Origin of the sequence: Thiomicrorhabdus aquaedulcis (assembly GCF_004001325.1) — a bacterium.
GTDB lineage: Bacteria > Pseudomonadota > Gammaproteobacteria > Thiomicrospirales > Thiomicrospiraceae > Thiomicrorhabdus > Thiomicrorhabdus aquaedulcis.
On the sequence record NZ_AP018722.1, the window covers coordinates 2,095,621 to 2,118,724 of the forward strand.

19 protein-coding genes, 1 tRNA gene, 2 rRNA genes and 1 pseudogene are annotated in these 23,104 nt (G+C 45.3%); 10 read left to right on the plus strand and 13 right to left on the minus strand.

Annotated features, from left to right (window positions below):
* Nucleotides 1-43: 43 nt before the first annotated feature.
* From EP181_RS09595 to rpmG, 4 genes are all read left to right on the plus strand, one after another.
* Entirely contained in the window at nt 44-787 is a 744-nt protein-coding gene (locus EP181_RS09595) for a hypothetical protein (protein ID WP_127471437.1), read from the plus strand.
* Nucleotides 784-2,076 carry a hypothetical protein gene (locus tag EP181_RS09600; protein WP_127471438.1) on the plus strand — a complete coding sequence of 431 codons (1,293 nt, stop codon included), beginning with the start codon at nt 784-786 and terminating at the stop codon, nt 2,074-2,076. The genes EP181_RS09595 and EP181_RS09600 overlap by 4 nt, the downstream gene beginning before the upstream one ends.
* 212 nt (nt 2,077-2,288) lie before the next feature.
* Nucleotides 2,289-2,525 (plus strand): 50S ribosomal protein L28, encoded by a 237-nt coding sequence (gene rpmB, locus EP181_RS09605; protein ID WP_127471439.1) that lies wholly within the window; start codon nt 2,289-2,291, stop codon nt 2,523-2,525.
* 10 nt (nt 2,526-2,535) lie between these two features.
* Nucleotides 2,536-2,688, plus strand: coding sequence for a 50S ribosomal protein L33 (gene rpmG / locus EP181_RS09610; protein WP_127471440.1), 153 nt, complete (start codon nt 2,536-2,538; stop codon nt 2,686-2,688).
* Nucleotides 2,689-2,793: 105 nt separating this feature from the next.
* On the opposite strand, the gene EP181_RS09615 is transcribed toward rpmG, so the two are convergent.
* Nucleotides 2,794-5,634 (minus strand): diguanylate cyclase, encoded by a 2,841-nt coding sequence (locus EP181_RS09615; protein WP_232023416.1) that lies wholly within the window; start codon nt 5,632-5,634, stop codon nt 2,794-2,796.
* A 210-nt stretch (nt 5,635-5,844) separates the two neighbouring features.
* Between EP181_RS09615 and mutM the strand changes: the two genes are divergently transcribed.
* Complete coding sequence (gene mutM / locus EP181_RS09620; protein WP_127471441.1) at nt 5,845-6,672, plus strand: bifunctional DNA-formamidopyrimidine glycosylase/DNA-(apurinic or apyrimidinic site) lyase; 828 nt, start codon at nt 5,845-5,847, stop codon at nt 6,670-6,672.
* Between the two features lie 16 nt (nt 6,673-6,688).
* On the opposite strand, the pseudogene EP181_RS12915 reads toward mutM, so the two are convergent.
* Nucleotides 6,689-7,845, minus strand: a pseudogene (locus EP181_RS12915) (DUF3095 family protein).
* Between the two features lie 194 nt (nt 7,846-8,039).
* Between EP181_RS12915 and EP181_RS09630 the strand changes: the two are divergent.
* Nucleotides 8,040-8,474, plus strand: a complete 435-nt coding sequence (locus tag EP181_RS09630) for a hypothetical protein (protein WP_127471442.1) — start codon at nt 8,040-8,042, stop codon at nt 8,472-8,474.
* A 92-nt stretch (nt 8,475-8,566) separates the two neighbouring features.
* On the opposite strand, the gene coaD is transcribed toward EP181_RS09630, so the two are convergent.
* Complete coding sequence (gene coaD, locus EP181_RS09635) at nt 8,567-9,055, minus strand: pantetheine-phosphate adenylyltransferase (RefSeq protein ID WP_127471443.1); 489 nt, start codon at nt 9,053-9,055, stop codon at nt 8,567-8,569.
* Nucleotides 9,056-9,150: 95 nt separating this feature from the next.
* Nucleotides 9,151-9,837 (minus strand): 16S rRNA (guanine(966)-N(2))-methyltransferase RsmD, encoded by a 687-nt coding sequence (rsmD, locus tag EP181_RS09640; RefSeq protein WP_232023419.1) that lies wholly within the window; start codon nt 9,835-9,837, stop codon nt 9,151-9,153.
* A gap of 89 nt (nt 9,838-9,926) precedes the next feature.
* On the opposite strand from rsmD, the gene EP181_RS09645 reads away from it, so the two are divergent.
* The gene (locus EP181_RS09645; protein ID WP_127471444.1) at nt 9,927-10,253 is read left to right on the plus strand and encodes a DUF4282 domain-containing protein; all 327 of its coding nucleotides are present in this window, start codon (nt 9,927-9,929) and stop codon (nt 10,251-10,253) included.
* Nucleotides 10,254-10,304: 51 nt separating this feature from the next.
* Here EP181_RS09645 and EP181_RS09650 read toward each other — a convergent pair whose 3' ends face one another.
* On the minus strand, nt 10,305-11,654 hold the full coding sequence (locus tag EP181_RS09650; protein WP_232023420.1) for a M16 family metallopeptidase: 1,350 nt from the start codon (nt 11,652-11,654) through the stop codon (nt 10,305-10,307).
* The gene (locus EP181_RS09655; RefSeq protein WP_127471445.1) at nt 11,654-13,027 is read right to left on the minus strand and encodes a M16 family metallopeptidase; all 1,374 of its coding nucleotides are present in this window, start codon (nt 13,025-13,027) and stop codon (nt 11,654-11,656) included. Before EP181_RS09655 ends, EP181_RS09650 begins: the two co-directional genes overlap by 1 nt.
* A gap of 193 nt (nt 13,028-13,220) precedes the next feature.
* Between EP181_RS09655 and ftsY the strand changes: the two genes are divergently transcribed.
* Genes ftsY through EP181_RS09670 form a run of 3 tightly spaced genes read left to right on the plus strand, consistent with a single transcriptional unit; the run spans nt 13,221 to nt 15,870 of the window.
* Nucleotides 13,221-14,396, plus strand: coding sequence for a signal recognition particle-docking protein FtsY (ftsY, locus tag EP181_RS09660; protein WP_127471446.1), 1,176 nt, complete (start codon nt 13,221-13,223; stop codon nt 14,394-14,396).
* A 50-nt stretch (nt 14,397-14,446) separates the two neighbouring features.
* Nucleotides 14,447-15,274, plus strand: coding sequence for a DUF2914 domain-containing protein (locus EP181_RS09665; RefSeq protein WP_127471447.1), 828 nt, complete (start codon nt 14,447-14,449; stop codon nt 15,272-15,274).
* Nucleotides 15,271-15,870 (plus strand): transglycosylase SLT domain-containing protein, encoded by a 600-nt coding sequence (locus EP181_RS09670; RefSeq protein WP_127471448.1) that lies wholly within the window; start codon nt 15,271-15,273, stop codon nt 15,868-15,870. The genes EP181_RS09665 and EP181_RS09670 overlap by 4 nt, the downstream gene beginning before the upstream one ends.
* A gap of 140 nt (nt 15,871-16,010) precedes the next feature.
* Here EP181_RS09670 and fabB read toward each other — a convergent pair whose 3' ends face one another.
* The 7 genes from fabB to EP181_RS09705 form a co-directional block, all read right to left on the minus strand.
* Entirely contained in the window at nt 16,011-17,231 is a 1,221-nt protein-coding gene (gene fabB, locus EP181_RS09675; protein WP_127471449.1) for a beta-ketoacyl-ACP synthase I, read from the minus strand.
* A gap of 3 nt (nt 17,232-17,234) precedes the next feature.
* Nucleotides 17,235-17,750, minus strand: coding sequence for a 3-hydroxyacyl-[acyl-carrier-protein] dehydratase FabA (fabA, locus tag EP181_RS09680; protein WP_127471450.1), 516 nt, complete (start codon nt 17,748-17,750; stop codon nt 17,235-17,237).
* Nucleotides 17,751-17,939: 189 nt separating this feature from the next.
* Nucleotides 17,940-18,015, minus strand: a tRNA-Thr gene (locus EP181_RS09685).
* A 44-nt stretch (nt 18,016-18,059) separates the two neighbouring features.
* Entirely contained in the window at nt 18,060-18,854 is a 795-nt protein-coding gene (locus EP181_RS09690; protein ID WP_127471451.1) for a type III pantothenate kinase, read from the minus strand.
* Nucleotides 18,847-19,647 (minus strand): biotin--[acetyl-CoA-carboxylase] ligase, encoded by an 801-nt coding sequence (locus tag EP181_RS09695; protein ID WP_127471452.1) that lies wholly within the window; start codon nt 19,645-19,647, stop codon nt 18,847-18,849. Before EP181_RS09695 ends, EP181_RS09690 begins: the two co-directional genes overlap by 8 nt.
* A gap of 87 nt (nt 19,648-19,734) precedes the next feature.
* A 5S ribosomal RNA gene (gene rrf / locus EP181_RS09700) occupies nt 19,735-19,849 on the minus strand.
* A 192-nt stretch (nt 19,850-20,041) separates the two neighbouring features.
* Nucleotides 20,042-22,904 (minus strand): 23S ribosomal RNA (locus EP181_RS09705).
* Nucleotides 22,905-23,104: the final 200 nt, after the last annotated feature.

The window sequence follows — 23,104 nt, forward strand, 5'->3', positions numbered from 1 at the left end:
GGCTTTTTTGCATGTATCACAACCATTTTTTAAGGTCTTTATTATGAACGCACGCACTGCTTTAATATTTATGCCCCAGCTACTGCTTGGCACACTGGCGACACTGCTGGTCGGCTGTGGTGGGCAAAGCCCTTCATCCGAATCCACATCCTCCGCTAACACTGCCGAAGACAACCCAACCATTTTGGTCAAACAACTCGCCTTAACCGGCGACTTTGCCAGCCCGCTTAACTTTGACAACCCGTATGCGCAAGTACCGGCGCAATGTTACATAGAAACCAGTCACGGCCGGCAAAACGCCTGTCTTTTTTGCCACACCAACGGTCTTTATAATTTAGGCTTGGGCAATAACAATCCGCAAGCCGGTGCGGTGCCCATGGTTAATTTTCAAATTGACTATGGGTTTGACCCCTTTAGCACCACCGCCCCTTACGCCAGCATTAACCGTTGGGAAAACACCCTTTACCCAGAACAACTCGCACAACACGTTGCAAAGCTGGGCGTGGTAACCCAAGAGTGGGACATGCAAAGCTACATTCGTCAAAACAACTGGCAAACCGCCTATAACCAGCGCCCTGGTTCATCCAAAGAGTGGGACAGCGGCTATGAACATCCGTTGCGGTTGTTTCCGGGGTTAAACCCAGCCGACTTACCCGCCGATAGTGATGGATTTGTACGCACCAAACCAAACAGCAACGCCAACAACGCCTTTTTAACGATGGCACCGGCGGCATTACCGGCTGGCGCGCCATTAACTTTATGCCCTACGGCATTTTTACGCCCATGAGCGGCTCGGTATCGGGCATTTACATTCGTTTACCGCAAAAGTTTATGCAAAACGCCAACGGTCAATTTGACCTACCCACTTACGCCAAAAACTTAAACTTGCTCGAAAAAGCCATCACCGACACCTTGGGCGATCTTGCCGGCACAAGGTACAGCGGCATGGCGAGCGATGAAAAAATAGTGCGCGGTGCGTATCCAAAAGGCACCGAGATTGCCCACCCATTGCATTATGTCGACATGGAAGCCGACGGTAAATCGGCCGTAAGCGCATTTCCAGGCACGCGCGCGCAACGCGTTAAAGAGATTCGTTACATGTACAAATACGACCACTACAACCCCATGGACGCGCGCCCCGGTGACGAGGGCGGCAACAATATTTTCGGTAACGACCAACAAGGTTGGGTCGACAACGGCGCAGGTTGGTATTTGGCCGGTTACATCGAAGACACGCAAGGCGAACTGCGGCCACAAAACCGTGAAGAGATGGCGCAATGTTTGGGCTGTCACTCTGGTTTTACCACCAACACCCTTCAACCCACGTTGACCAGTGGAACCGGCAACACCGTGGACAGCACTTGGGCGCTGCCCAGAAAACTCACCGGTGACACGGGCTGGCAAGAGATGAATTATTTAGGGTTTAGTCGTACAAACAATATAACTCTAAGCACCCAACCCGAACCCCAAAACCGTCATGCCAATATGGGCGAATTTGGCTTACTGTTAAATTATGTGGTGGGCGCCAGTCTGTACGGCGACATGCCCGAGCCATTAGAGCAAGGCTTTAGCCAAGCCATTACCCAAGCCAACGGCTACAGCCAAAATTGGCCAGCCTTAAACGTAAGCAGCGCCAGCGCATTTGAGCAAAGCAGCGCCGCTCGCCAAACCTCGCTAAGAGAGTATGTCAGCCAAAAAGGTTACTTAAACGCCGACGGCACGCTTAAAGCGTTTTTACTTTACCCAAACCAAGCCTACGCCCTAGAAAGTGCGGCGCGCTACCGTCAAGTGGTGGTCACTCAGCGTTATCGGTTTGGTAAAGATGTTTTTGCACAAACGCCCTTAACGTATAAACATTATCGTCTTCCCGGGCAAGAAGCCTTAAAAATAGACAGCACACCTTATGCGTTTGGCGAGGTCATTACCGAGCGTTCGGTGCAGCTGACCGACCCAGCGCGGTTTGATTATCAAGCAGGCGACAGTGTCACGGGCATTGAAGAATTATTGCCCTTTAAAGACGGTGGCACCTATTTTCCAGAGTATGTACCCTACTTAACACACACTCAGTCTCAATAACCTGAAGTTTAGCGGTAAGTTTTTAAAGGGATTACTTGCAATTGCCCTAGGTTTTGTGGATAATCCCGCTTTCTTATTTTCCGCTGCCTTAACGTAGCGTAAGTTTAGAAATATTCGAATATTTTTAGTTAAAAACACCCCAGTGTGCAAAACACGTTCTGTGGTGATTTTAATAAGTTTTAGTTTTCAATAAGTTTTAAAGGGATTGTGAAATGTCTAGAGTATGCCAAGTAACAGGAAAACGTCCTGCGGTCGGTAACAATGTTTCCCACTCACAACGTAAAACACGTCGTCGTTTCTTACCAAACTTGCAATCGCATCGTTTTTGGTCTGAAGCTGAAAGCCGTTTTGTTAAATTGCGTGTCACTGCTGCGGCAATGCGCATTATCGACAAAAATGGCATTGACTCTGTGATCGCTCAAATGCGTTCACGTGGTGAGAAGGTCTAAGGAGACTGTCATGCGCGATAAAATTAAATTACAGTCAACCGAGTCTCATTATTTTTATACTACGGATAAAAATAAAAAGAACATGGCTGGAAAGTTTGAAATCAAGAAGTTCGATCCAGTGGTTCGTAAACACGTCTTGTTCAAAGAAGCTAAAATCAAATAATCTTACCCAGATTATTGATTGTCTGACCAAAACCCGGTTCAAAAGACCGGGTTTTTTATGCCTCGTTATTGCCTTTGCAAATTCAAGTTATAGCCTCAAAAACGTTTAAACCATCATCAACTGGTTACGACCTTGCTCCTTGGCCAAGTACAACATTTTATCGGCCTGCTTAAACATTTCTTCAGAATCCATTGACTCATTAACCGTAGCGTACAGCGCACCAATCGACAGTGTAAGCACCTTAAACGGTGAGTTTTTATTGGCAATTGCCAGCGCCTCAACTCGCTTAAGTACCTCACGCAAATGCGTTTTATAAGTGGCTTTGCTGTCAAACGATGTCAGCACTAAAAACTCTTCACCGCCCATTCTAAAGACAAAATCGTTGGCTCGATGAAAGCTGCTTGACAACACACTGGCCACGTTTTGCAATACCACATCGCCATGCTGATGCCCATAGGTATCGTTTACAAGCTTAAACAAATCAATGTCCAACACCGCCATGCCGAGGGTGCGACCTTCGCGTTTAGCACGCCTTAATTCGTGCTCAATAACCTCATTGTAGTAACGGCGATTGTATAATCCGGTGAGCTCGTCGGTAATGGATAACTGCTCTACCCGTTTTTTGTCGGTAATGTTAACGCGCGTGGCCAAACAACGGGTAAACTCACCCCGCCAGTTTTTCTTGGGGGTTAACGTTAAGTTTACCCAATAGAGCGAACCTGATTTGGTTTTACCCTCTACATCGCCCTGCCAGGTTTTGCCCTGTATAACCTGCTGGTAAATACTTTGAATGTGTTCATTGAGCAATGTATCACTGGATAAATTTACATAGGGCATGTCCGTAAGCTCTTCAGCCGAATACTCACTTAGCTTGACAAAAGCGTGACTGGTCCAAATAATTTTTTGGGTGCGTAAATCAATTTCGGTGGCGTATGAAAGCTCATGAATTTTTGCAATGTAAGCCTTTTGTTGACGCTTTTGGTAGGCGTACACGCCAATAAGCAACAGCAAGCCCATGATAATAAGCATAGCCGGCGCTAGCACCTGCATGAGCTGCTGATTGCTTATTTTATTGATCACTTCGAGCTTAACCCAACGGTTAAAAATAACTTGACGCTGCTCTTCGGTCACTCTATCCAATGCTTTTTGTAAAATACTAAACAAAACCTTATCTTGCGCTTGCACGCCTATGGACAGTTCAAAACGCTCTTCAAACTGTCCAATAATGCGAATACCGTCCAAACCGTATTGACGCTGGGCGTAATTTATAACCGCTAAATTGTCCAAAAACCCAGCCGCACGACCGTCCAGCACCGCCTCAAGCCCTTGGCGAACATTTTGCACTTCTAACAGCGTCACATTAGGGTAACTTCGTTTAAGCAACTCGTGCGACCAATAGTCTTTAACCACGGCAATGGTATAGTCTTCTAACTGTTTGTAATTGCCAATAAACGGCATAGACTCATTACCCGCCAACGCCATAGGAAACGACAGATACGGTTGAGTAAATTGCATGTAGGTTTGTCGATCTGGCGTGGCCACGGCACACGAATACACGTCCACCAAGCCTTCTTTAGCCATTTGCGTTACTTCACCCCAGGTCTTGTCCACAACCGGCTCAAACTTAATGCCCAACATTTGTTCAAACAGCTTGAAGTAATCGGCTGACATGCCACTAAACAGCCCATTGGAATCGGTAAACTCAAACGGTGCCCAATCGACATCGTTGCCTAATTTAATAACGGGGTGCGCCGCTAAATACGCCAGCTCTTCGGGTGTAAAAACCCCTCGATTGTCGTCAAAAATAAACGCAGACATGTCCAAACTTTTAAACTGGGCGGGAGTAATCAAACCAATGTCTTTGGCATCAGCGGCAATACCCATTAATTTGTCTGGGTCGACGGTTCCAATAGGTATTTGTCCAGACTGCACGTATTGCAGCGTGGCTTTGGCCTCGGCCAATAAGGCCTCTTTGGATTTGTCTACCGGATAATTCTGTGCAATGTGCTCAACCAATTCTTCAGGGTGCGCTAACGCGTATTGCCAGCCTTTAATACTGGCGTCTTTAAAGGCTTTAACAACGTGAGGCTGCAAGGTGGCCATCTGTTGCGAAACAATCACAAAATCATCGTAACTTTGTGCGCCGTAGCTTTTAGGGTCAACAATGTAAAAAGGCACCCCTTTTTGGGTTAACCGATATGGCTCATTGGTAGAATACGCGCCGTATAAATCAACTTTTTTACTAATAAAGTCGTTTAAATTCCCCGAGGCTGGTATGTTTTTAATGGGCGTGCTGCCTACCGCATTGGCTTTATGAATAAGCGTTTGAATTTGTAAATTGCCATAATGCATAATGCGCTTGCCACTAAGCTGGGATAAATCGTAAATGGGTTCGTGCGACAACAGCACCATGGGCGAAAACTGAAATGAGGCCATTACCAATGAAATAGGCGCACCTTTGGCGTATTCGACCACCAACGAGCCATAACCCACGCCAAAATCTGTGCGCCCACTCACTACTTCTTGATTAACATCCAAGCCTGGTTTCCACGTTTGAATTTGTACATCTAATCCAGCTTGCTGGTAATAACCTTGAGAAAGTGCTGCGTAAAACCCTGCAAATTGAAATTGATGATGCCAGTTAACTTGAAATTTTATAGGAACTAAAGCCGAGCCTGATGGCGATGGCGTAGAGGCCAACGAGGAAGAAGAGATCAATGTTGAAGATTGTGCCGTGTCATTTTGCACGGGTGAGACGTTTTGCGCCTGTGCCAAATTTAGCCAACCCACCAAACCTATTAAACTAAACACCAAGCTCAAAAACCCTAGCGCCTTAAACACACCCAAGTGCATTAAAAACGGTATGGCTCCGTTTAGTAACAACCGCGCCCAATAAAGCGCTGTGGGCACAACAGATAAAGTCATTGAAAACGGCTGAATTGGCATGGGAGTGCTCTGTCTTTTTTAAAGTAAAAACGGGTTTTATTATAAGGGAATCACAACCAAAAACCGCGATATTTAACCCCTTTTTATACCTTCAAAGCGCGCCACGGTCGACAATCCATATAAACATAGAGCGGTTAGTGACCCAATACAACAACGCAACTTTAGTAAACTTGTACAATAAACCTTTATATTTTATTGCGAACCTTCATTATGCCCGAACTGCCCGAAGTAGAAACCACCCGCAAGGGCATTCAACCCAAAACTCAACAGCAAACCATTAGCCACGTTGTGATTCGCAACGCCAGTTTGCGTTGGCCGGTAGATCTTAACTTAATAAACACTCTACCAGGCCTGGTGATTAACTCTGTCACGCGGCGCGGCAAATACATCTTGCTAAACACCCCTGCGGGCAGTTTACTGATGCATTTAGGCATGTCGGGTAATTTACGCATAGTGCCGTTGGGCACAGCGCTTCAAAAGCACGACCACGTCGACATTGAACTTGCCAACCAGCACGTTTTGCGCTTTAACGATCCACGGCGTTTTGGTTCTATTTTATGGCAAGACCAGCAAGACGGTACACCATTAACGCACCCATTATTGGCTAAATTAGGGCCTGAGCCGTTGTCAGACGACTTTAACGGTGATTATTTATTTGCCCAAACCCGTGGGCGCAAAGTGGCCATTAAAACCTGGGTAATGAACAGTCAAATGGTGGTGGGTGCGGGTAATATTTACGCCAACGAAGCACTGTTTATGAGCCACATTCACCCACAAACGTTAGCCAACAACCTTAATCAATCGCAATGCGACACCTTAGCCAAAAACATTAAAAGGGTCTTAAATGCCGCCATTAAGCAAGGCGGCACTACTTTAAAAGACTTTGTAACCCCCGATGGCAAGCCCGGCTACTTTGCCCAGTCGCTTAATGTATATGGTCGCCAAGACCAGGCCTGCTTACAGTGCCAAACTCCCATTCAAAAAGTGGTGCTAAATCAACGCGCAACCTTTTTTTGTCCGCACTGCCAGCCACGCTAAGGTATTTAGTGGAATTTTATAGTGTGGCGGCTTTTATTTGCGCCTTTAACTGTTTGGCCGCCATGGCGTAACCGCCTTCGGCACTGTCCACAAAATGCACATGTTCCACCCCCGTTTGCGCCACCAAACAGGTAATTATGGCCGAATGAGTTTGATGGCAACCGTAAAACACCCGACCTTGTTGGCGTGCTTCCTCGAGCCAGGCCAACAGGGCGTTTAAACTTTTTTGATCGGCCGACATGACGGTGCGATACACATCGTCTAATTTAATGTAATCGGTGTTTTTAATTAAATCTTGTTTGTAACCACCCCAATCCACGCCATTCACGTGCTTTTTATAGGTTAACCAATACCACCCTACTGCATTCTCTAAACGGATTTTCCAGCGCATTCGCCATACATTCCAGCTTGATAGGGGTTGGGCTTTGGTGAGAGCTTCGGCGTTGATTTTACTGGCACTAAAAGAGAGGTTTAAGCCTTTTTCGTTCAGCGGATGATGCTGCTGTTCATTGCCCATAAAACGCAGCAGCGCCTGCAAAAACTCTCTATACCATGCAAAGGTTTGTTCTGGCGTAACGCATCGTGGCTTTACCAACAAACTAAAGGTAACCTCTTTTGCACTAGGAATTTGATTCCAACGGCACTCAAAACCGCTGAAGTCAGCATCGGCTTCAATGTCTTCTGACAAAGCATAATGCGCTTGGCTTTTTACCAACCCATCGGCTTCCTCTAAGCCCCTCCCATAAAAAAATATTGTGTCATATTGACCGTGCGGGCATACCGACACACCAACACTTTTTTAGTCAGGTCGGATACAGGAACCAAACCCACTCTAAGCTCTAATTTAAGGCCATCGCGCGCCAATTCTTGACAGCCGCGCAAGGCTTTTTTTATCTGTGGCAACGCAGTGGGCGGCACACAAAATGTTGCGCCATCGCCTCCAAATACAAAGGGCGCCGCCAAGGGTTTTAAGGCGTTGGTTAAGGCGGCAATGGTGCTGCCGCCAACGGCGTTGACATCACGATAGCGCCCTTCTTGAATCGCTAAAGTAGAGTTTTTAATGTCCGTAACAATCACCACCCAGTCGGCGGGTACGGCCACATAAGCGTTCACATCTAACGTGGCTTCTAACATGGTAAAAATAGGTATACTTTGTTCAAAAAAATCGCTCATAATGCCCTCTTAACAACGAGTTAAAATTCGTAAAAAAATCAATTTTTAACAACCAATTTTAACTAACTATTGAACCCTTACCCAGAAACGACTATTCTTAAAACATGAAAACACTCTCATCCTCCAACTCTGATCTTATAAGCCTTAAGCGCCCAAATTGGCGTTGGTCTTGGCGCCTAACGTGGGCGGGTGCCTTGTGCTCAATAACGTTGCTTAGTGGATGTGATTCGGGCTCAAAGCCAGCACTGCCAAATGTGACTCAATGGACGACTGTTGAGCAATGCGATTTGCACCATCAGGCTTGCTTGGCGCAAAATCAGCACCAGTCGGTGCGTTTAAATATCACGCCACACCCTATTCCCATTGCTCGGCCGCTCAACGTGAGTGTCACGCTTGATGCCATTACGGCCACCAAAGTTGAGCTGGATATTTCGGGGGTTAACATGTACATGGGCTTTAATAGGGTGACGTTAACGCCTCATCCGCAGCACCCTGGAGAATTTGTGGGCACGTCAATGTTGGCCTTTTGTACCATTGCTAAAATGCAATGGCAAGTCACAGTGATGATTCATCAACCTGATGGTTCGCAAATTCAGGTACCTTATTTATTAGAAACGTCTAATCGTTAATAAGGTCGTTGGTGCAATGCGTGTGTTGGATGACAATCTTTAAAGACCTTTGCCCGTGTGGATGCCCAAATAAAAACAGTTAAAATCCATTTTCATGCTTCATTTTCATGCTTTAATTTTAGTGCCGCACCCACTGCTGGGTGAACAAACTCAGATACATCGCCCCCTAATACTGAAATCTCGCGCACTAAGCTAGACGAAATAAACGCGTATTGCTCAGATGGTGTCATAAACATGGTTTCGATTTCGGGAGCTAACTTGCGGTTCATGGACGCCAGCTGAAATTCGTACTCAAAGTCCGATACTGCTCGCAGTCCACGCAACAGCACATGTCCGTCGACCTTATGCACAAAATCAACCAACAAAGAACTAAACCCAATCACTTCGACATTGGGGTATTCTTGAGTGACTGCTTTGGCCAACGCAATTCGCTCGTCCAAACTAAACAGGCTTTTTTTGTTGCGATTGTCGGCCACTGCAATAATTAATCGGTCGTAAAAACGGGCGGCGCGCTTAATTAAATCGGTATGGCCGCAGGTAATGGGGTCAAACGTGCCGGGGTAAACCGCGGTAATAGACATAAGGTTGGCCTTTTAAAAGTTTGCGCTATTCTACTGCATCCACTGCGATACACAACCCGCTTGGCATGGGTGTTAAAATACACGCCAAACGGCGTTCATCGAGCGCCGTTTGCGTCCCGACAAAACAAGCCGTAACGTACTTGCGAGGTGGTTTTTTGACGATGACAGCGCCAATCATTGGGTAAGTTTGGCCAAGGTGTATTTTTTTCTTGCTCCAAATACAACCAGGCCTGGTGAGAGTCTAAAAGAGAACTTTTCAACAACTTATCCACAGCCGGTTGCATCAGACTTTGGTTAAACGGTGGGTCTAAAAACACCACGTCAAACCGAGGGTTCTCATCGATTGCTTGACGTTCAATCCAAGCTAATGCGTCACCTTGAACCACTTGAGCTTGCAAGGACGTTACCTTTAGCGTGGCCATATTGGCTGTAAGTTGCGCGCTGGCGGCTGTGGATAATTCTAAAAATGTCACCGCTTGTGCACCGCGCGATAACGCTTCTAGCCCCAAAGCGCCACTGCCCGAAAACACATCCAAACACCGCGCCCCAGGCACGGTATATTGCAGCCAATTAAACAAGGTTTCACGCACTCTGTCGGCGGTAGGTCGCAAACCGTCTTGTGAAACTACTGGGAGTTTTCGACCACGCCATTGCCCACCAATTAAACGAATCTCGCCCAAAGTTGCTTTTACCGCTTGTGTGGTTTTAGTGCTGTGGATAGTTTGACCAGGCCTGGTCGGCTTTGTTAAGCGTGGAGTTTGAGGGATAATGATTTTAGACAAGATTAAGACCTTTACAACCCTGTTAAGGTAAATGGAGACTTTTGCACCAGTGAAATGCAAAGGTCTCAAATGGTTTATGGGAGTCGCTAATGGATACTTTGTTTGATTTTTTAACGTTTAAGCGTTTTATTAGCTTTGAAGCGTTAATGGTTTTTTATTATACGGGTGCCTTAGTTATGCCTTTTATGGCTTGGGGTTTAAGTTTTTGGTTACTAACCAAATACCAACACGCGCGCACGGCATATCAAGCGGCTAAAACACAGTTTTGGAGCACACTGTCTTGGCGACACCGCCTAGTATTAATAATGAGTTTTGTGGTGGCGTTGGCGTTTATGCAGTTGTTTTGGCGGATGTTATTTGAGTTTTTAATAGCCTATTTGCAAATTAGAGACTCGGTAATGCAACTCGCCCTTTAACACGCAACCCAATGACCAGGCCTGGTCATTGGGTGCAAATTGATGCATGCATTACTGCGGCTTACCCACCATTACCGTGGTCATGGCGTTTAAATCAATCTGACGTTGCCAAGCGGCCAAAACATCTTGTTTGGTTAAACGAGCCATAGCATTGGGAAACGCTTCTAAATAATCCAGCGGCAAGTTATAAAACCCCATCATAGAGATGTAACCAATAATTTTGCCGTTGCTGTCAATGCGCAACGGAAACCCACCCACTAAATTATCTTTAATCGCCTCAAACTGTTGCGCGTCAAAATCTTGCATAAAGCCTTTAAGGGTATTTTCTACCACTGTTTGAGCCTCTTTAGCACTTTGATTTTTAGTCGACAACGCCACGCTCCACGGTCCTGCATAGCGCATAGGCGCAAAGCCACTGCTAATGCCATACACCAATCCGCGTTTTTCGCGCACTTCTGCCATTAACAATGAACCAAAGCCGCTGCCTCCCAATAAATGATTGCCTAAAAACAGCGCATAATAGTCTGGATGACCGCGTTCGACCCCAAGCTGACCATACCTAAAATAGGTTTGGCTCGAATCAAACTCTATGTTTTTCTGCACAGCTTGTTTACTTTTTATCGGTGCCGCTAAGGGTTCGGGTTTTTGCCCAATCGCACCCTTGGCAAACAACTGTTCAGCAATGGTTTGCGCCTGCGCTTTGGTCACATTACCAACAATAGAAATGGTGGCGTTTTGAGCCACCATATAGCGTTTGTAAAATGCATTAAGGTCGTTAAGAGTTATATTTTTAACACTATCAACAGTGCCTTGCACAGGATGAGCATAGGGATGATTGGCGTACAACTGCGCCCAAAAGGCCTCATTGGCCAAATTTTCGGGTGACACTTGCTTTTGCTTTAAGCCTACCAACACCCGGGCTTTTTCACGCAAAAACACCTCTTCACTCATCACCGACTCGGTTAAAGTGTCGCTAAACAAGGCCAGTGCGGGCGTTAAAATGCTAGAGCGTGTTAAGGTACGCAGTGAAAAACTCGCTGTGTCGCGTTGCACATCGCCGCCTAAATTTATGCCTAAAGCATCGGTTTTGTCAGCCAGCGCTTGTTCGCTCAAGGTTTTAGTTTGCGTGCCCAACAACAAAGTGGTCATGTAAGCCACGCCTGGTTTATCGCCATCACGCGCGCTGCCTGCATCAAAGGTCACGTCAATGTCCAGCATGGGCAATTGCGGTGCCGCCACATACATCACCTTGGTGCCCTTTTGCGTGTGCCAAGTTTCAACTTGAATACCGGCTTGTGCAACGGACACTAACAACGTAAACCCCATTACCAAAGAGCTTGCCAATTTAACCAGGCCTGGTTGAATGCTCGCTTTAAAGGATTGCTGTATTAATGAAGGCATTACAATCTCCCTGTGTAGGCTTTAATATTGGAATGATCTTTGCCGTCAGGGTAAAGCGTGGCAACGGTTAAATTATCACGAACTAAATATTTTTTGGCTACCGCTTGCACCATTTGAGGCGTGACTTTGCGTAAATTTTCAATCCAATCATCATACGTATTAGCGGGCAATCCTACGCTTACCAATGCGCCAATAATCGATGCTTGTGCCTGAATTGAATCTTGATGATAAACGTGCTGAGCCTCATCCATTGCCCAAACTCTTTCTAACTCATCTTGACTGACCAGTTGCGTTTTAAGCTTTTCAACTTCAGCCAACAAAGCTTCTTCAAGCGCGCTCACACTGTGACCAGCCACGGGCGCACCTGACAACTCAAACAAAGTACTTAAACGGTCGGTGGCACTGTACGAGGCGCTGACACCCGCCGCCAATTTTTGATTGCGCACCAAACTTACTTGCAAACGACTGCTGGCTCCGCCAGACAAAATACTGCTGAGCACAGATAATGCATAAACTTCGTTTTTGTCTTCTGCTGTCACTAAACTGGGCACGTGAAACCCCATTTGCAACGACGGCACTTGGGTGGCTCCCTTTAACTCTATACGGCGAATGCCCTCTTGCTCAATTTCTTTTTGCGGCTTAAGCGTAGGCAATGTTTCGGGCTGATACCCCCCGTAATATTTTTTTGCCAGTGCTAATACCGCCTTAGGCTCAACATCGCCAACCACCACAAGCGTGGCGTTGTTTGGGGCGTACCATTGGCGATACCATTGGCGTAAATCGTCTGCTGTGTAACTTTCAATATCATTCATCCAGCCAATAACTGGGTTACGTGCCGGACTGCTCATAAACGCTGTCGCATTAAATTGTTCATTAAGTTTTGAGCTGGGCTTGTCCTCCAAACGCCATCGACGCTCTTCGGTAACCACATCTCGCTCTTTTAAAAACTCAGCCTCGTCAATTACCACGTTGCGCATGCGATCGGATTCTAATTGCATTACGGTCTCTAAATGTGGCGTACCTACCACCTGATAATAGGCTGTATAGTTGGCGCTGGTAAACGCATTTTCTTGTCCACCCAGTTGCGACACTATTTTAGAAAACTCGCCGGGTTTAAGCGTTTTAGTGCCTTTAAACATCATGTGTTCGAGCATGTGCGACTGACCCGTGTGCCCAACGGGTTCATAGGTTGAGCCCACTTTATACCAGACTTGCTGCACCACAACAGGCGCACGATGATCTTCTTTAACAATAACCTGCATACCGTTATCCAGTTGATACTGGGTCATGCTAGCCATGCTGTGCGCGCTTAGTAAAGACACGCTGGTAAACAATAAAGTTTGAGTAAGCCATTTTGAGGAACTAAGATTCATATTTTCTTCCTAATGCCAATCTGTTAAGGCCGCAACAAGGCGGGGGAATTACTTTATAATACCCAAATATAAATTTACAAGTATCAATAATCTTTACAAGTATCAATAATCGCCCTTTAATAAACCTTTAAGATGGGGCGAACAGCATTCAACGCCACAAAATACAGTCATAAGACCATAATGGAACGCCCTCATGTTTAGCTTTTTACGCCGCAAAAAAACCACACAACCCGACGATGCTCCTTTGCCAACCCAAGAAACACCCGCCCAAGACCTTATTAGCCTGACCAACACCGCTGACGTGGCAAGTGAGCCATCCGCTGAACCAAACGCAATCGTGACTGCATCTGCTGACATTGCTGTTAACTCCACGCCACAAAACTCACCCGAGCTTAGGTTAGAAACAACAGAACAACTCGTCAAGCCAACCAAAGCCGGTTTTTTTACGCGTCTTAAACAGGGCTTAAGCAAAACACGCCAAAGTTTCACCCAAAGCTTGGCTGGTCTGGTGTTAGGCCGTAAAGAGATTGACGACGACTTACTCGAAGAACTTGAAATGATTTTACTTACCGCTGACGTAGGCATGGCCGCCACCGATCGCATCATTAAACACCTAACCGAACAAGTCAGCCGTAAAGAACTAAAAGACCCAGAAAGCCTTATTAACGCGCTTAAAATGCAATTGCAAGCCATGCTAACACCTATTGTGCATCCCTTAAACGTGGATGACTTTTTAGCGAATAATGACGGCCCTTTTGTTATTTTAATGGTTGGTATTAACGGCGTGGGCAAAACCACCACCATTGGAAAACTCGCCAAAAAGTTTCAACAAGAAGGCAAGTCCGTCATGCTGGCCGCCGGAGATACCTTTAGAGCTGCGGCAGTAGAACAACTGCAAACCTGGGGCGAGCGCAATAATGTCAACGTAATAGCACAAAAAACCGGTGCCGATTCTGCCGCGGTTATTTTTGATGCGATTCAATCAGCCAAAGCTAAAAAAATAGACATTCTCATTGCTGATACTGCTGGACGGCTTCACACTCAATCCAACTTAATGGAAGAGCTTAAAAAAGTAAAACGCGTCATACAGAAAGTAGACGCTAATGCACCGCATGAGGTGATGCTGGTGATTGATGCCGGAACTGGGCAAAACGCGCTCAACCAAACCCAGCAATTTTACGATGCCGTAGGCGTCAGCGGCATTACTCTGACCAAACTAGATGGCACAGCAAAAGGTGGAATTGTCTTTGCTTTGGCTCAACAAAATAACATTCCCATTCGGTTTATTGGCGTGGGCGAATCAATTGATGACTTACGTCCTTTTGAAGGCAAAGAGTTTACTGAAGCGTTATTTGACCAATCCCGTTAAATTGGCCATAATGCGTTAACGTATTTTCAAACAGATTTACACGACCCGCTATGACGCTACCCGATACTGACAACGTGCATTTTCAACATGCCTTTAAAAAAGGGTATCGGTTGGCACTCGAAGGTAAATCGTTAATGAATCTGCCCAGTGAAGTGCGTCGTGATCTTGAGTTACGCCAATACTTTCAGCAAGGCTGGGAACAAGCACAGCAAGATTTGGCCATTAATCTGCAAACCATACACCAACCTAATTGGCGAGCACGACTTGGCTGGTTTATCATCCTAATGTTAGGGGGCATAAGCACAGGAGCATTAATGGTGCATAATGCCGAAACCGAAAAAGCCCAAAAACCGTCTTTAGTAAGTAAAGAGACATCCAACGCTTCCCAAGCATTAGCGCATGCCAAGCCTATTCAGTTGAGCCTGCTGACTATAGAACAACGCGATGACCTAAGCGCCGATTTAAAAAGTCAGCAACAAAATGCTTACCTTACTGCGCCGTTACAACCTTTGCTAACCAACACACTGAGCACGTTTAATGTAACCTCATATCAACTAAGTGCGCCACACAAAGAGCTTTCGTCTGCACCAACCATACAGCAATCGTTTGACCAGCATGTACCCAAGCACATTAGATTACTGCATTTCACGGCTACGCTACTTCAGCCCACCGAAAGCAAACAAACAGTATATTTACGCTGGCGTTTTAATGAAAAAATTATAAACACTTCCGCCTTCGACCTTACCAATCCACAGACGACAATTGCAAGTCAGCAGCCACTTAGTAACGCCTGGCTGGGTACGTGGCACGTCGAAATTCTTAACGCTGAAAAAGCCGCCATTTTCAGACACACCTTTCAATTTGGAAACGTCTTATGAACCAAAATACGTTACACAACCAAGTACGACTCGGAGTCCTTACCGCGCTTATTATCTTGCTTTCTGGCTGCAGCACAACCCCTCCTCCTGCGACAACTCACAATAACATGTGCTCGATTGTTGGGCACGACAAAGCCTGGCTGGAAGGTGCAAATAAATCCTTTAAACGCTGGGGCACACCGCCACACATTTTACTGGCGATTGTTCATCAAGAATCTCGCTTTAAACCGCACGCCCAACCGCCTAGACCTTATGCCCTTGGAATGGTACCGCTGCCTAGAACCTCAACCGCATATGGTTACGCTCAGGCTAAGGATGAGGCCTGGTACGACTATCAAAAGGGCACTGGAAATTGGACCGCTAGCCGTTCTAATATTAACGATGCATTAGACTTTATTGGCTGGTATAACCATCAATCGTTTACACGGTTAAAAATTCCTCGCAACGACACCTTTAAACTCTACTTGGCCTATCATGAAGGCCATGGCGGTTACTCAAGAATGACCTATCTTAAAAAAGAGTGGTTGGTTAATGTAGCCAAAAAAGTGTCCAATAAAGCGCGTGAATATCAACAGCAGTCTAAAAATTGCTCTTAATAGAGCATCGCTCACCAAACACCAGACATAAAAAAACCGAGTGATAAAAAATTATCACTCGGTTTTTAACAATACATTCTTTGTTTAAAACTCTAAATAACCAGGCCTGGTCATTTAGAACAATGCAATTTAAGCCTTTATCACTTTTTATAACGCTCAAAGACCACCGATGCGTTGGTTCCACCAAACCCAAAACTATTGCTCATAATGCGATTTAAGCCAGCGTTTTCAATTAACTGGGTCACAATCGGCATTCCTTCGCATTCAGGATCTAGATTGTCAATATTGATAGACGGCGCAATAAAGTCATTTTCTAGCATACATAAGCTGTAAATAAACTCATGCACACCCGCCGCACCTAAAGAGTGGCCAGACATTGATTTAGTCGAACTGATCTTTGGAATATTAGCACCAAACACTTCGCGAATAGCGGCCGCTTCTTTTGTATCACCCACTGGCGTAGACGTACCATGCGGATTAATGTAGTCAATATCACCGCTTACAGTAGACAGCGCCATCTGCATACAACGCACCGCACCCTCACCCGAGGGAGCGACCATGTCATAACCATCCGAATTTGCACCGTAACCGGTAATTTCAGCGTAAATTTTGGCACCACGTGCAAGAGCGTGATCTAACGACTCAACCACAACCATTCCACCGCCGCCAGCAATCACAAAGCCATCGCGATCAGCGTCGTAAGCGCGCGAGGCTAAAGCTGGCGTGTCATTGTATTTTGTAGACAACGCACCCATGGCATCAAACAAAACCGACATCGTCCAATGCAGCTCTTCTCCACCGCCTGCAAAAACAACATCTTGTTTGCCTAATTGGATTTGCTCCATCGCTGCACCAATACAATGAGCGCTGGTTGAGCATGCTGAACTAATTGAGTAATTAATACCTTTAATTTTAAACGGCGTGGCTAAACAGGCTGATACAGTAGACCCCATGGTACGAGTCACCATATAAGGACCCACGCGACGAACACCTTTGTCGCGCGCTATTTCTACCGCTTGAGTAGAATTGGAGTTTGAACCGCCGCCAGAACCCGCAATCAAACCAGTCCGAGGATTCGACACTTGCTCTGGACTAAGCCCAGAATCATTCACCGCTTGCTGCATAGCAATATAACTGTACGCCGCTGCATCGCCCATAAAGCGCAATTGTTTACGGTCAATCAGTTCGGCAAAATCAAGGTTTTTGACAGCACCATGAACTTGAGAGCGTAAACCATTTTCTGCATATTCTGGCGCAAAAACAATGCCAGAGCGGCCATTACGCAAAGAATCTGTTACTTCATCAACATTGTTTCCAATACTCGAAACAATCCCTACACCTGTAATGACAACTCTTTTCATAATTTAAAAACTATCCGTATTGGTAAATAAACCGACTTTTAAATCCTGTGCGCTATAAATCTCACGACCATCAACGAACATTTTAGCGTCACCCAAGCCCATATACAATTTACGTTTTATGACACGTTTCATATCAATTACGTATTCAACTTTCTTAGCCGTTGGTAAAACTTGTCCATAGAACTTAACTTCACCCGAACCTAAGGCACGTCCACGTCCGGGACCGCCTGTCCAACCTAGAAAAAATCCAATAAGTTGCCACATCGCATCCAACCCCAAACAACCTGGCATAACCGGATCTTCATTAAAGTGACACTCAAAGAACCATAAATCCTTTGTTATGTCTAATTCAGCACGAATTTGCCCTTTGCCATAGGCACCACCTTCTTCAGAGATGTGAGTGATGCGATCCATCATTAGCATCGGCGGTAAAGGTAATTGCGCGTTACCAGGGCCAAAAAGCTCACCTCGGCCACTCGATAACAGTTCTTCTTTTGTATAACTAGATTGTTGGTTCATTCGGCTTTTCCGGTTTTTAACAATATTTTTTATTATAGCAGTTAGTCTGTACGCAATTCAATTTACGAATCCCATAAACTAAAAAAAGCCTTCTAATTGTAATGATTTGAGACTTTTATTAAAAAATCAAACAACATTGAAAATTAAAAAAAACCCACGCTACCTAAAGATAACGTGGGTTTTAATATATGGTGCCGACAGAGAGACTCGAACTCCCAACCTACTGATTACAAATCAGTTGCACTACCAGTTGTGCTATGTCGGCTGATGTTGCGTATTATAAGATTTAAATTTTAAGTGTCAACTTTTTTAAGACTTTTTGAGCTTTTGTATACTTACCATGCCTTTCAAAACTAAGTCAAAAATCTTATCTGTTTTGACGTCTATTAACGGCTGCAATACCGCTGCGTCACCACCGGTTAAGAACACTTTAAAATAAGTGCCAACCTGTTGATTTAAATCTTCCACAAAACGATTTATAAAGGCCGCGCTCATATACAACGTTCCACCTAAAACGGCAGATTCAGTGTTAGTGGCTAATAAATTGTCGGCATACAAGGCGTCTGAGGAGGAATCACTCATAGACACTGAAACCAATGCTAAAGCAGAGGCATCTTTAACAAGTGCGGAACGTAAACTGGTTAAACCAGGAACAATGAAACCACCAAGATGCTGACCATCGACCACTGCATCTACTGTCATTGCGGTTCCGGCATCCACAACAATAAAGGGCTCATTACATAGTTGCAGTCCACCTTGCAAGGCCATCCAACGATCAACGCCTAGCTGATGAAAAACATCATAACCAGACGTTAAATTACAACAAGACTGTTGTGAGGTAAATACAATGGCAAAAACGCCCCACATCTCTAAAATAGCGGTCTTAATTTCTTCTAAAACATCAATAGATGTCACAGAAGATATAAATACTTCTGTTATATTATCAAACCCACCAGACAATAAAGCCGTTTTTAAATCAGTAAAAGAAGATCTATCGTTTAAAAACCCGTTTAAATCATAAGCACCAATATAATAGTAGTCACCACCACTTACCACGGCCGCTTTAACTCTACTATTTCCAACATCCAAAAATAATTTATCCATAATATTCTAAAGGCCTAATTGAAACACTTCCAGAACGAAACGTTATAATTTTATTTTCTTGTAAAATTCTAACCGCACCAGTTGCCGACAACCCCTTGTATTTTCCTTTAAAAAAACCCTGATTATCATACACAATAACGTCTTGGTCTAATTTGAAAAAATCATACTTTGTATAAAGAGCATGCATTTGTGAAAAAGTGTTTTTTGAATAGTTATCGCATGAGTTAATTAATCGCTCAACTAATTTCACCAAAAGAATTTCTAAGTTAAATTCTACTTCTGACTTAAGAAAATCTATCGGTGCGGCTAAAGAATCACCAGAGAGTTCTAAATTATTTGATAAATTCAATCCAACACCAATGATCAACCAGCAATAATTCGGTTTATATGAAACAACTTCAATTAAAAGCCCTCCAAATTTACCTTTTGTAGTGTAAAGATCATTTGGCCACTTAATAAACAAATCTTGCTCAAATCTGTCCGACAAGCCTTCTATAAGGGTCAAGCCTAATATTAAAGGTAAACCATCTAAATCAACTAGATTAACAGGAACTTTAAGCAAGACACTAAACGTTAGACACTCAGAGTTACTCAACCAATTCTTATTACGCTGACCATAACCAGCAGTTTGATGATTCGTAATACAAAAATGTGGTTTTAAACATGAATTGTCTAAAGACTTTACTTTGTTTTTTAAATAACCATTAGTTGATTTAAGCTCTTCAAAACCTGTAAATTCAACCATTGGTAACTCAGTACAAAAAAGGGTTCGTAATAAAGAAATATTTAACATATTTAGTACGTACTCAAAAACCTAAAATCGAAAATCCCAGGCAAAAAAAACCCGCGAAGCAGAAGCAAGGCGGGTTTTAGGATATAAGCTTGGCAATGACCTACTCTCGCATGGGAACTCCCACACTACCATCGGCGCTAAGACGTTTCACTTCTGAGTTCGGAATGGGATCAGGTGGTTCCATCTTGCTATTGTCACCAAGCAATTTGGTGCTGGTGGCTGTCGTCTATTCTCTAGACAACAACCCCCAAAGTTCTTTATTTATTTGAAATAGATCTCATTTCATTCGGTAACACACATACACAAGGAGTAGATGCTCTCACATCCACCCTCTTACTGTTATTGATCATACTCAAGTGCGTATACCACAACTTCAAAGTCACTTTTGAGTTGTATAGTTAAGCCTCACGGGTAATTAGTACAAGTTAGCTTCATACATTACTGCACTTCCACACCTTGCCTATCAACGTCGTAGTCTCCAACGGCCCTTTAGAAGACTTATAGTCTAGGGAAAACTTATCTTGAGGCAGGTTTCCCGCTTAGATGCTTTCAGCGGTTATCCCTTCCGAACGTAGCTACCGGGCAATGCCATTGGCATGACAACCCGAACACCAGCGGTTCGTCCACTCCGGTCCTCTCGTACTAGGAGCAGCCCCTCTCAATTTTCCAACGCCCACGGCAGATAGGGACCGAACTGTCTCACGACGTTCTAAACCCAGCTCGCGTACCACTTTAAATGGCGAACAGCCATACCCTTGGGACCGACTTCAGCCCCAGGATGTGATGAGCCGACATCGAGGTGCCAAACACCGCCGTCGATATGAACTCTTGGGCGGTATCAGCCTGTTATCCCCGGAGTACCTTTTATCCGTTGAGCGATGGCCCTTCCACACAGAACCACCGGATCACTAGAACCTGCTTTCGCACCTGCTCGACGTGTCAGTCTCGCAGTCAAGCACCCTTTTACTCTTGCGCTCATTGCACGATGTCCGACCGTGCTGAGGGTACCTTCGCGCTCCTCCGTTACTCTTTAGGAGGAGACCGCCCCAGTCAAACTACCCACCATACACTGTCCCTGAGCAGGATTCACTGCTCTAGGTTAGAACCTCAACAATACCAGGGTGGTATTTCAAGGACGGCTCCACAAAAACTGGCGTTTCTGCTTCATAGCCTCCCACCTATCCTACACAGATAGTGTCAAAGTCCAGTGCAAAGCTGTAGTAAAGGTTCACGGGGTCTTTCCGTCTAGCCGCGGGTACGCAGCATCTTAACTGCGATTTCAATTTCGCTGAGTCTCGGGTGGAGACAGTGTGGCCATCATTACGCCATTCGTGCAGGTCGGAACTTACCCGACAAGGAATTTCGCTACCTTAGGACCGTTATAGTTACGGCCGCCGTTTACCGGGGCTTCGATCAAGAGCTTCGCTTGCGCTAACCCCATCAATTAACCTTCCGGCACCGGGCAGGCGTCACACCGTATACGTCATCTTTCGATTTTGCACAGTGCTATGTTTTTAGTAAACAGTTGCAGCCACCTGGTCTCTGCAACCCCCACTAGCTATTGGAGCAAGTCCTTTCACCGGCAGGGGCACACCTTCTCCCGAAGTTACGGTGTTATTTTGCCTAGTTCCTTCACCCGAGTTCTCTCAAGCGCCTTAGAATTCTCATCCTGACCACCTGTGTTGGTTTGGGGTACGATTCTCTATAACCTGAAGCTTAGAAGCTTTTCTTGGAAGCATGGCATCAATTACTTCGTCCAAAAGAGGACTCGTCATCAATTCTCAGTATTAAGAGCCCGGATTTGCCTAAGCTCTCTACCTACAATCTTAAACCAGGACAACCATCGCCTGGATAATCTAGCCTTCTCCGTCCCTCCATCGCAGTTATAAAAAGTGCAGGAATATTAACCTGCTTCCCATCGACTACGCTTCTCAGCCTCGCCTTAGGGGTCGACTAACCCTACGTCGATTAACGTTGCGTAGGAAACCTTGGTCTTTCGGCGAGGGAGCTTTTCACTCCCTTTATCGCTACTCATGTCAGCATTCGCACTCGTGATACCTCCAGGACACTTTCCAATGCCCCTTCGCAGGCTTACACGACGCTCCTCTACCATGCACTATGTGCATCCGCATCTTCGGTATATTACTTAGCCCCGTTAAATCTTCGGCGCAGGCCGACTCGATCAGTGAGCTATTACGCTTTCTTTAAAGGGTGGCTGCTTCTAAGCCAACCTCCTGACTGTCTAAGCCTTCCCACATCCTTTCCCACTGAGTAATATTTAGGGACCTTAGATGGCGGTCTGGGTTGTTTCCCTCTTGACTACGGACGTTAGCACCCGCAGTCTGTCTCCCATGATTGCACTTCTAGGTATTCGGAGTTTGCAATGGGCTGCTAATCCTTGACGGACCGCTAGACCATAACAGTGCTCTACCCCCTAGAGTGATACATGAGGCACTACCTAAATAGTTTTCGAGGAGAACCAGCTATCTCCGGGCTTGATTAGCCTTTCACTCCGATCCACAACTCATCCCCGCATTTTTCAACATACGTGGGTTCGGTCCTCCAGTACCTGTTACGGCACCTTCAACCTGGCCATGGATAGATCGCCCGGTTTCGGGTCTACACCATGCAACTAAACGCCCATTTAAGACTCGGTTTCCCTACGGCTCCCCTATTCGGTTAACCTCGCTACATAATGTAAGTCGCTGACCCATTATACAAAAGGTACGCAGTCACAGAACAAGTCTGCTCCTACTGCTTGTACGTACACGGTTTCAGGTTCTATTTCACTCCCCTTTAGGGGTTCTTTTCGCCTTTCCCTCACGGTACTGGTTCACTATCGGTCGGTAGAGAGTATTTAGCCTTGGAGGGTGGTCCCCCCATCTTCAAGCAGGATTTCTCGTGTCCCGCTCTACTCGTTTTCACTGATAAAAGAATTTTGTGTACGGGACTATCACCCTGTATCGTCAGACTTTCCAGACTGTTCTACTATTCTTATGTCAGCTTAAGGGCTGGTCCCCGTTCGCTCGCCGCTACTTAGGGAATCTCGGTTGATTTCTTTTCCTCAGGTTACTTAGATGTTTCAGTTCTCCTGGTTAGCCTCCCCTAAGGGATATCCTTTACGGATGGGTTTTCCCATTCGGAAATCCACGGATCAAAGCTTGTTTACTAGCTCCCCGTGGCTTATCGCAAGTTACTACGTCCTTCATCGCCTTCTACCGCCTAGGCATCCACCGTGTACGCTTAATCACTTAACTATACAACTCAAAAGTAACCTATTGGTTTGTCTTGTCCTTTTGTTTTGAACTCGCGCCCAAACAAGACCTTTTAAGTGCATACGCAACTAAGATTCTTCGCTGTCATGATATACGCTTGAGTATTCTCAATAATATATGTATGTTTTTACCTTTTACTTGGAGATCCAGGTTATTAACGTATTAATAACCTTTCTCTCCAG

Bases quoted from the DNA above. Each gene is read 5' to 3' on its own strand.
- EP181_RS09650 (WP_232023420.1), bottom strand. From the start codon at position 11,654: ATGCCTTCATTAATACAGCAATCCTTTAAAGCGAGCATTCAACCAGGC.
- EP181_RS09645 (WP_127471444.1), top strand. From the start codon at position 9,927: ATGGATACTTTGTTTGATTTTTTAACGTTTAAGCGTTTTATTAGCTTT.
- coaD (WP_127471443.1), bottom strand. From the start codon at position 9,055: ATGTCTATTACCGCGGTTTACCCCGGCACGTTTGACCCCATTACCTGC.
- EP181_RS09670 (WP_127471448.1), top strand. From the start codon at position 15,271: ATGAACCAAAATACGTTACACAACCAAGTACGACTCGGAGTCCTTACC.
- fabA (WP_127471450.1), bottom strand. From the start codon at position 17,750: ATGAACCAACAATCTAGTTATACAAAAGAAGAACTGTTATCGAGTGGC.
- EP181_RS09665 (WP_127471447.1), top strand. From the start codon at position 14,447: ATGACGCTACCCGATACTGACAACGTGCATTTTCAACATGCCTTTAAA.
- EP181_RS09695 (WP_127471452.1), bottom strand. From the start codon at position 19,647: ATGTTAAATATTTCTTTATTACGAACCCTTTTTTGTACTGAGTTACCA.
- EP181_RS09600 (WP_127471438.1), top strand. From the start codon at position 784: ATGAGCGGCTCGGTATCGGGCATTTACATTCGTTTACCGCAAAAGTTT.
- EP181_RS09690 (WP_127471451.1), bottom strand. From the start codon at position 18,854: ATGGATAAATTATTTTTGGATGTTGGAAATAGTAGAGTTAAAGCGGCC.
- EP181_RS09655 (WP_127471445.1), bottom strand. From the start codon at position 13,027: ATGAATCTTAGTTCCTCAAAATGGCTTACTCAAACTTTATTGTTTACC.
- EP181_RS09615 (WP_232023416.1), bottom strand. From the start codon at position 5,634: ATGCCAATTCAGCCGTTTTCAATGACTTTATCTGTTGTGCCCACAGCG.
- mutM (WP_127471441.1), top strand. From the start codon at position 5,845: ATGCCCGAACTGCCCGAAGTAGAAACCACCCGCAAGGGCATTCAACCC.
- EP181_RS09595 (WP_127471437.1), top strand. From the start codon at position 44: ATGAACGCACGCACTGCTTTAATATTTATGCCCCAGCTACTGCTTGGC.
- ftsY (WP_127471446.1), top strand. From the start codon at position 13,221: ATGTTTAGCTTTTTACGCCGCAAAAAAACCACACAACCCGACGATGCT.
- rpmB (WP_127471439.1), top strand. From the start codon at position 2,289: ATGTCTAGAGTATGCCAAGTAACAGGAAAACGTCCTGCGGTCGGTAAC.
- rpmG (WP_127471440.1), top strand. From the start codon at position 2,536: ATGCGCGATAAAATTAAATTACAGTCAACCGAGTCTCATTATTTTTAT.
- fabB (WP_127471449.1), bottom strand. From the start codon at position 17,231: ATGAAAAGAGTTGTCATTACAGGTGTAGGGATTGTTTCGAGTATTGGA.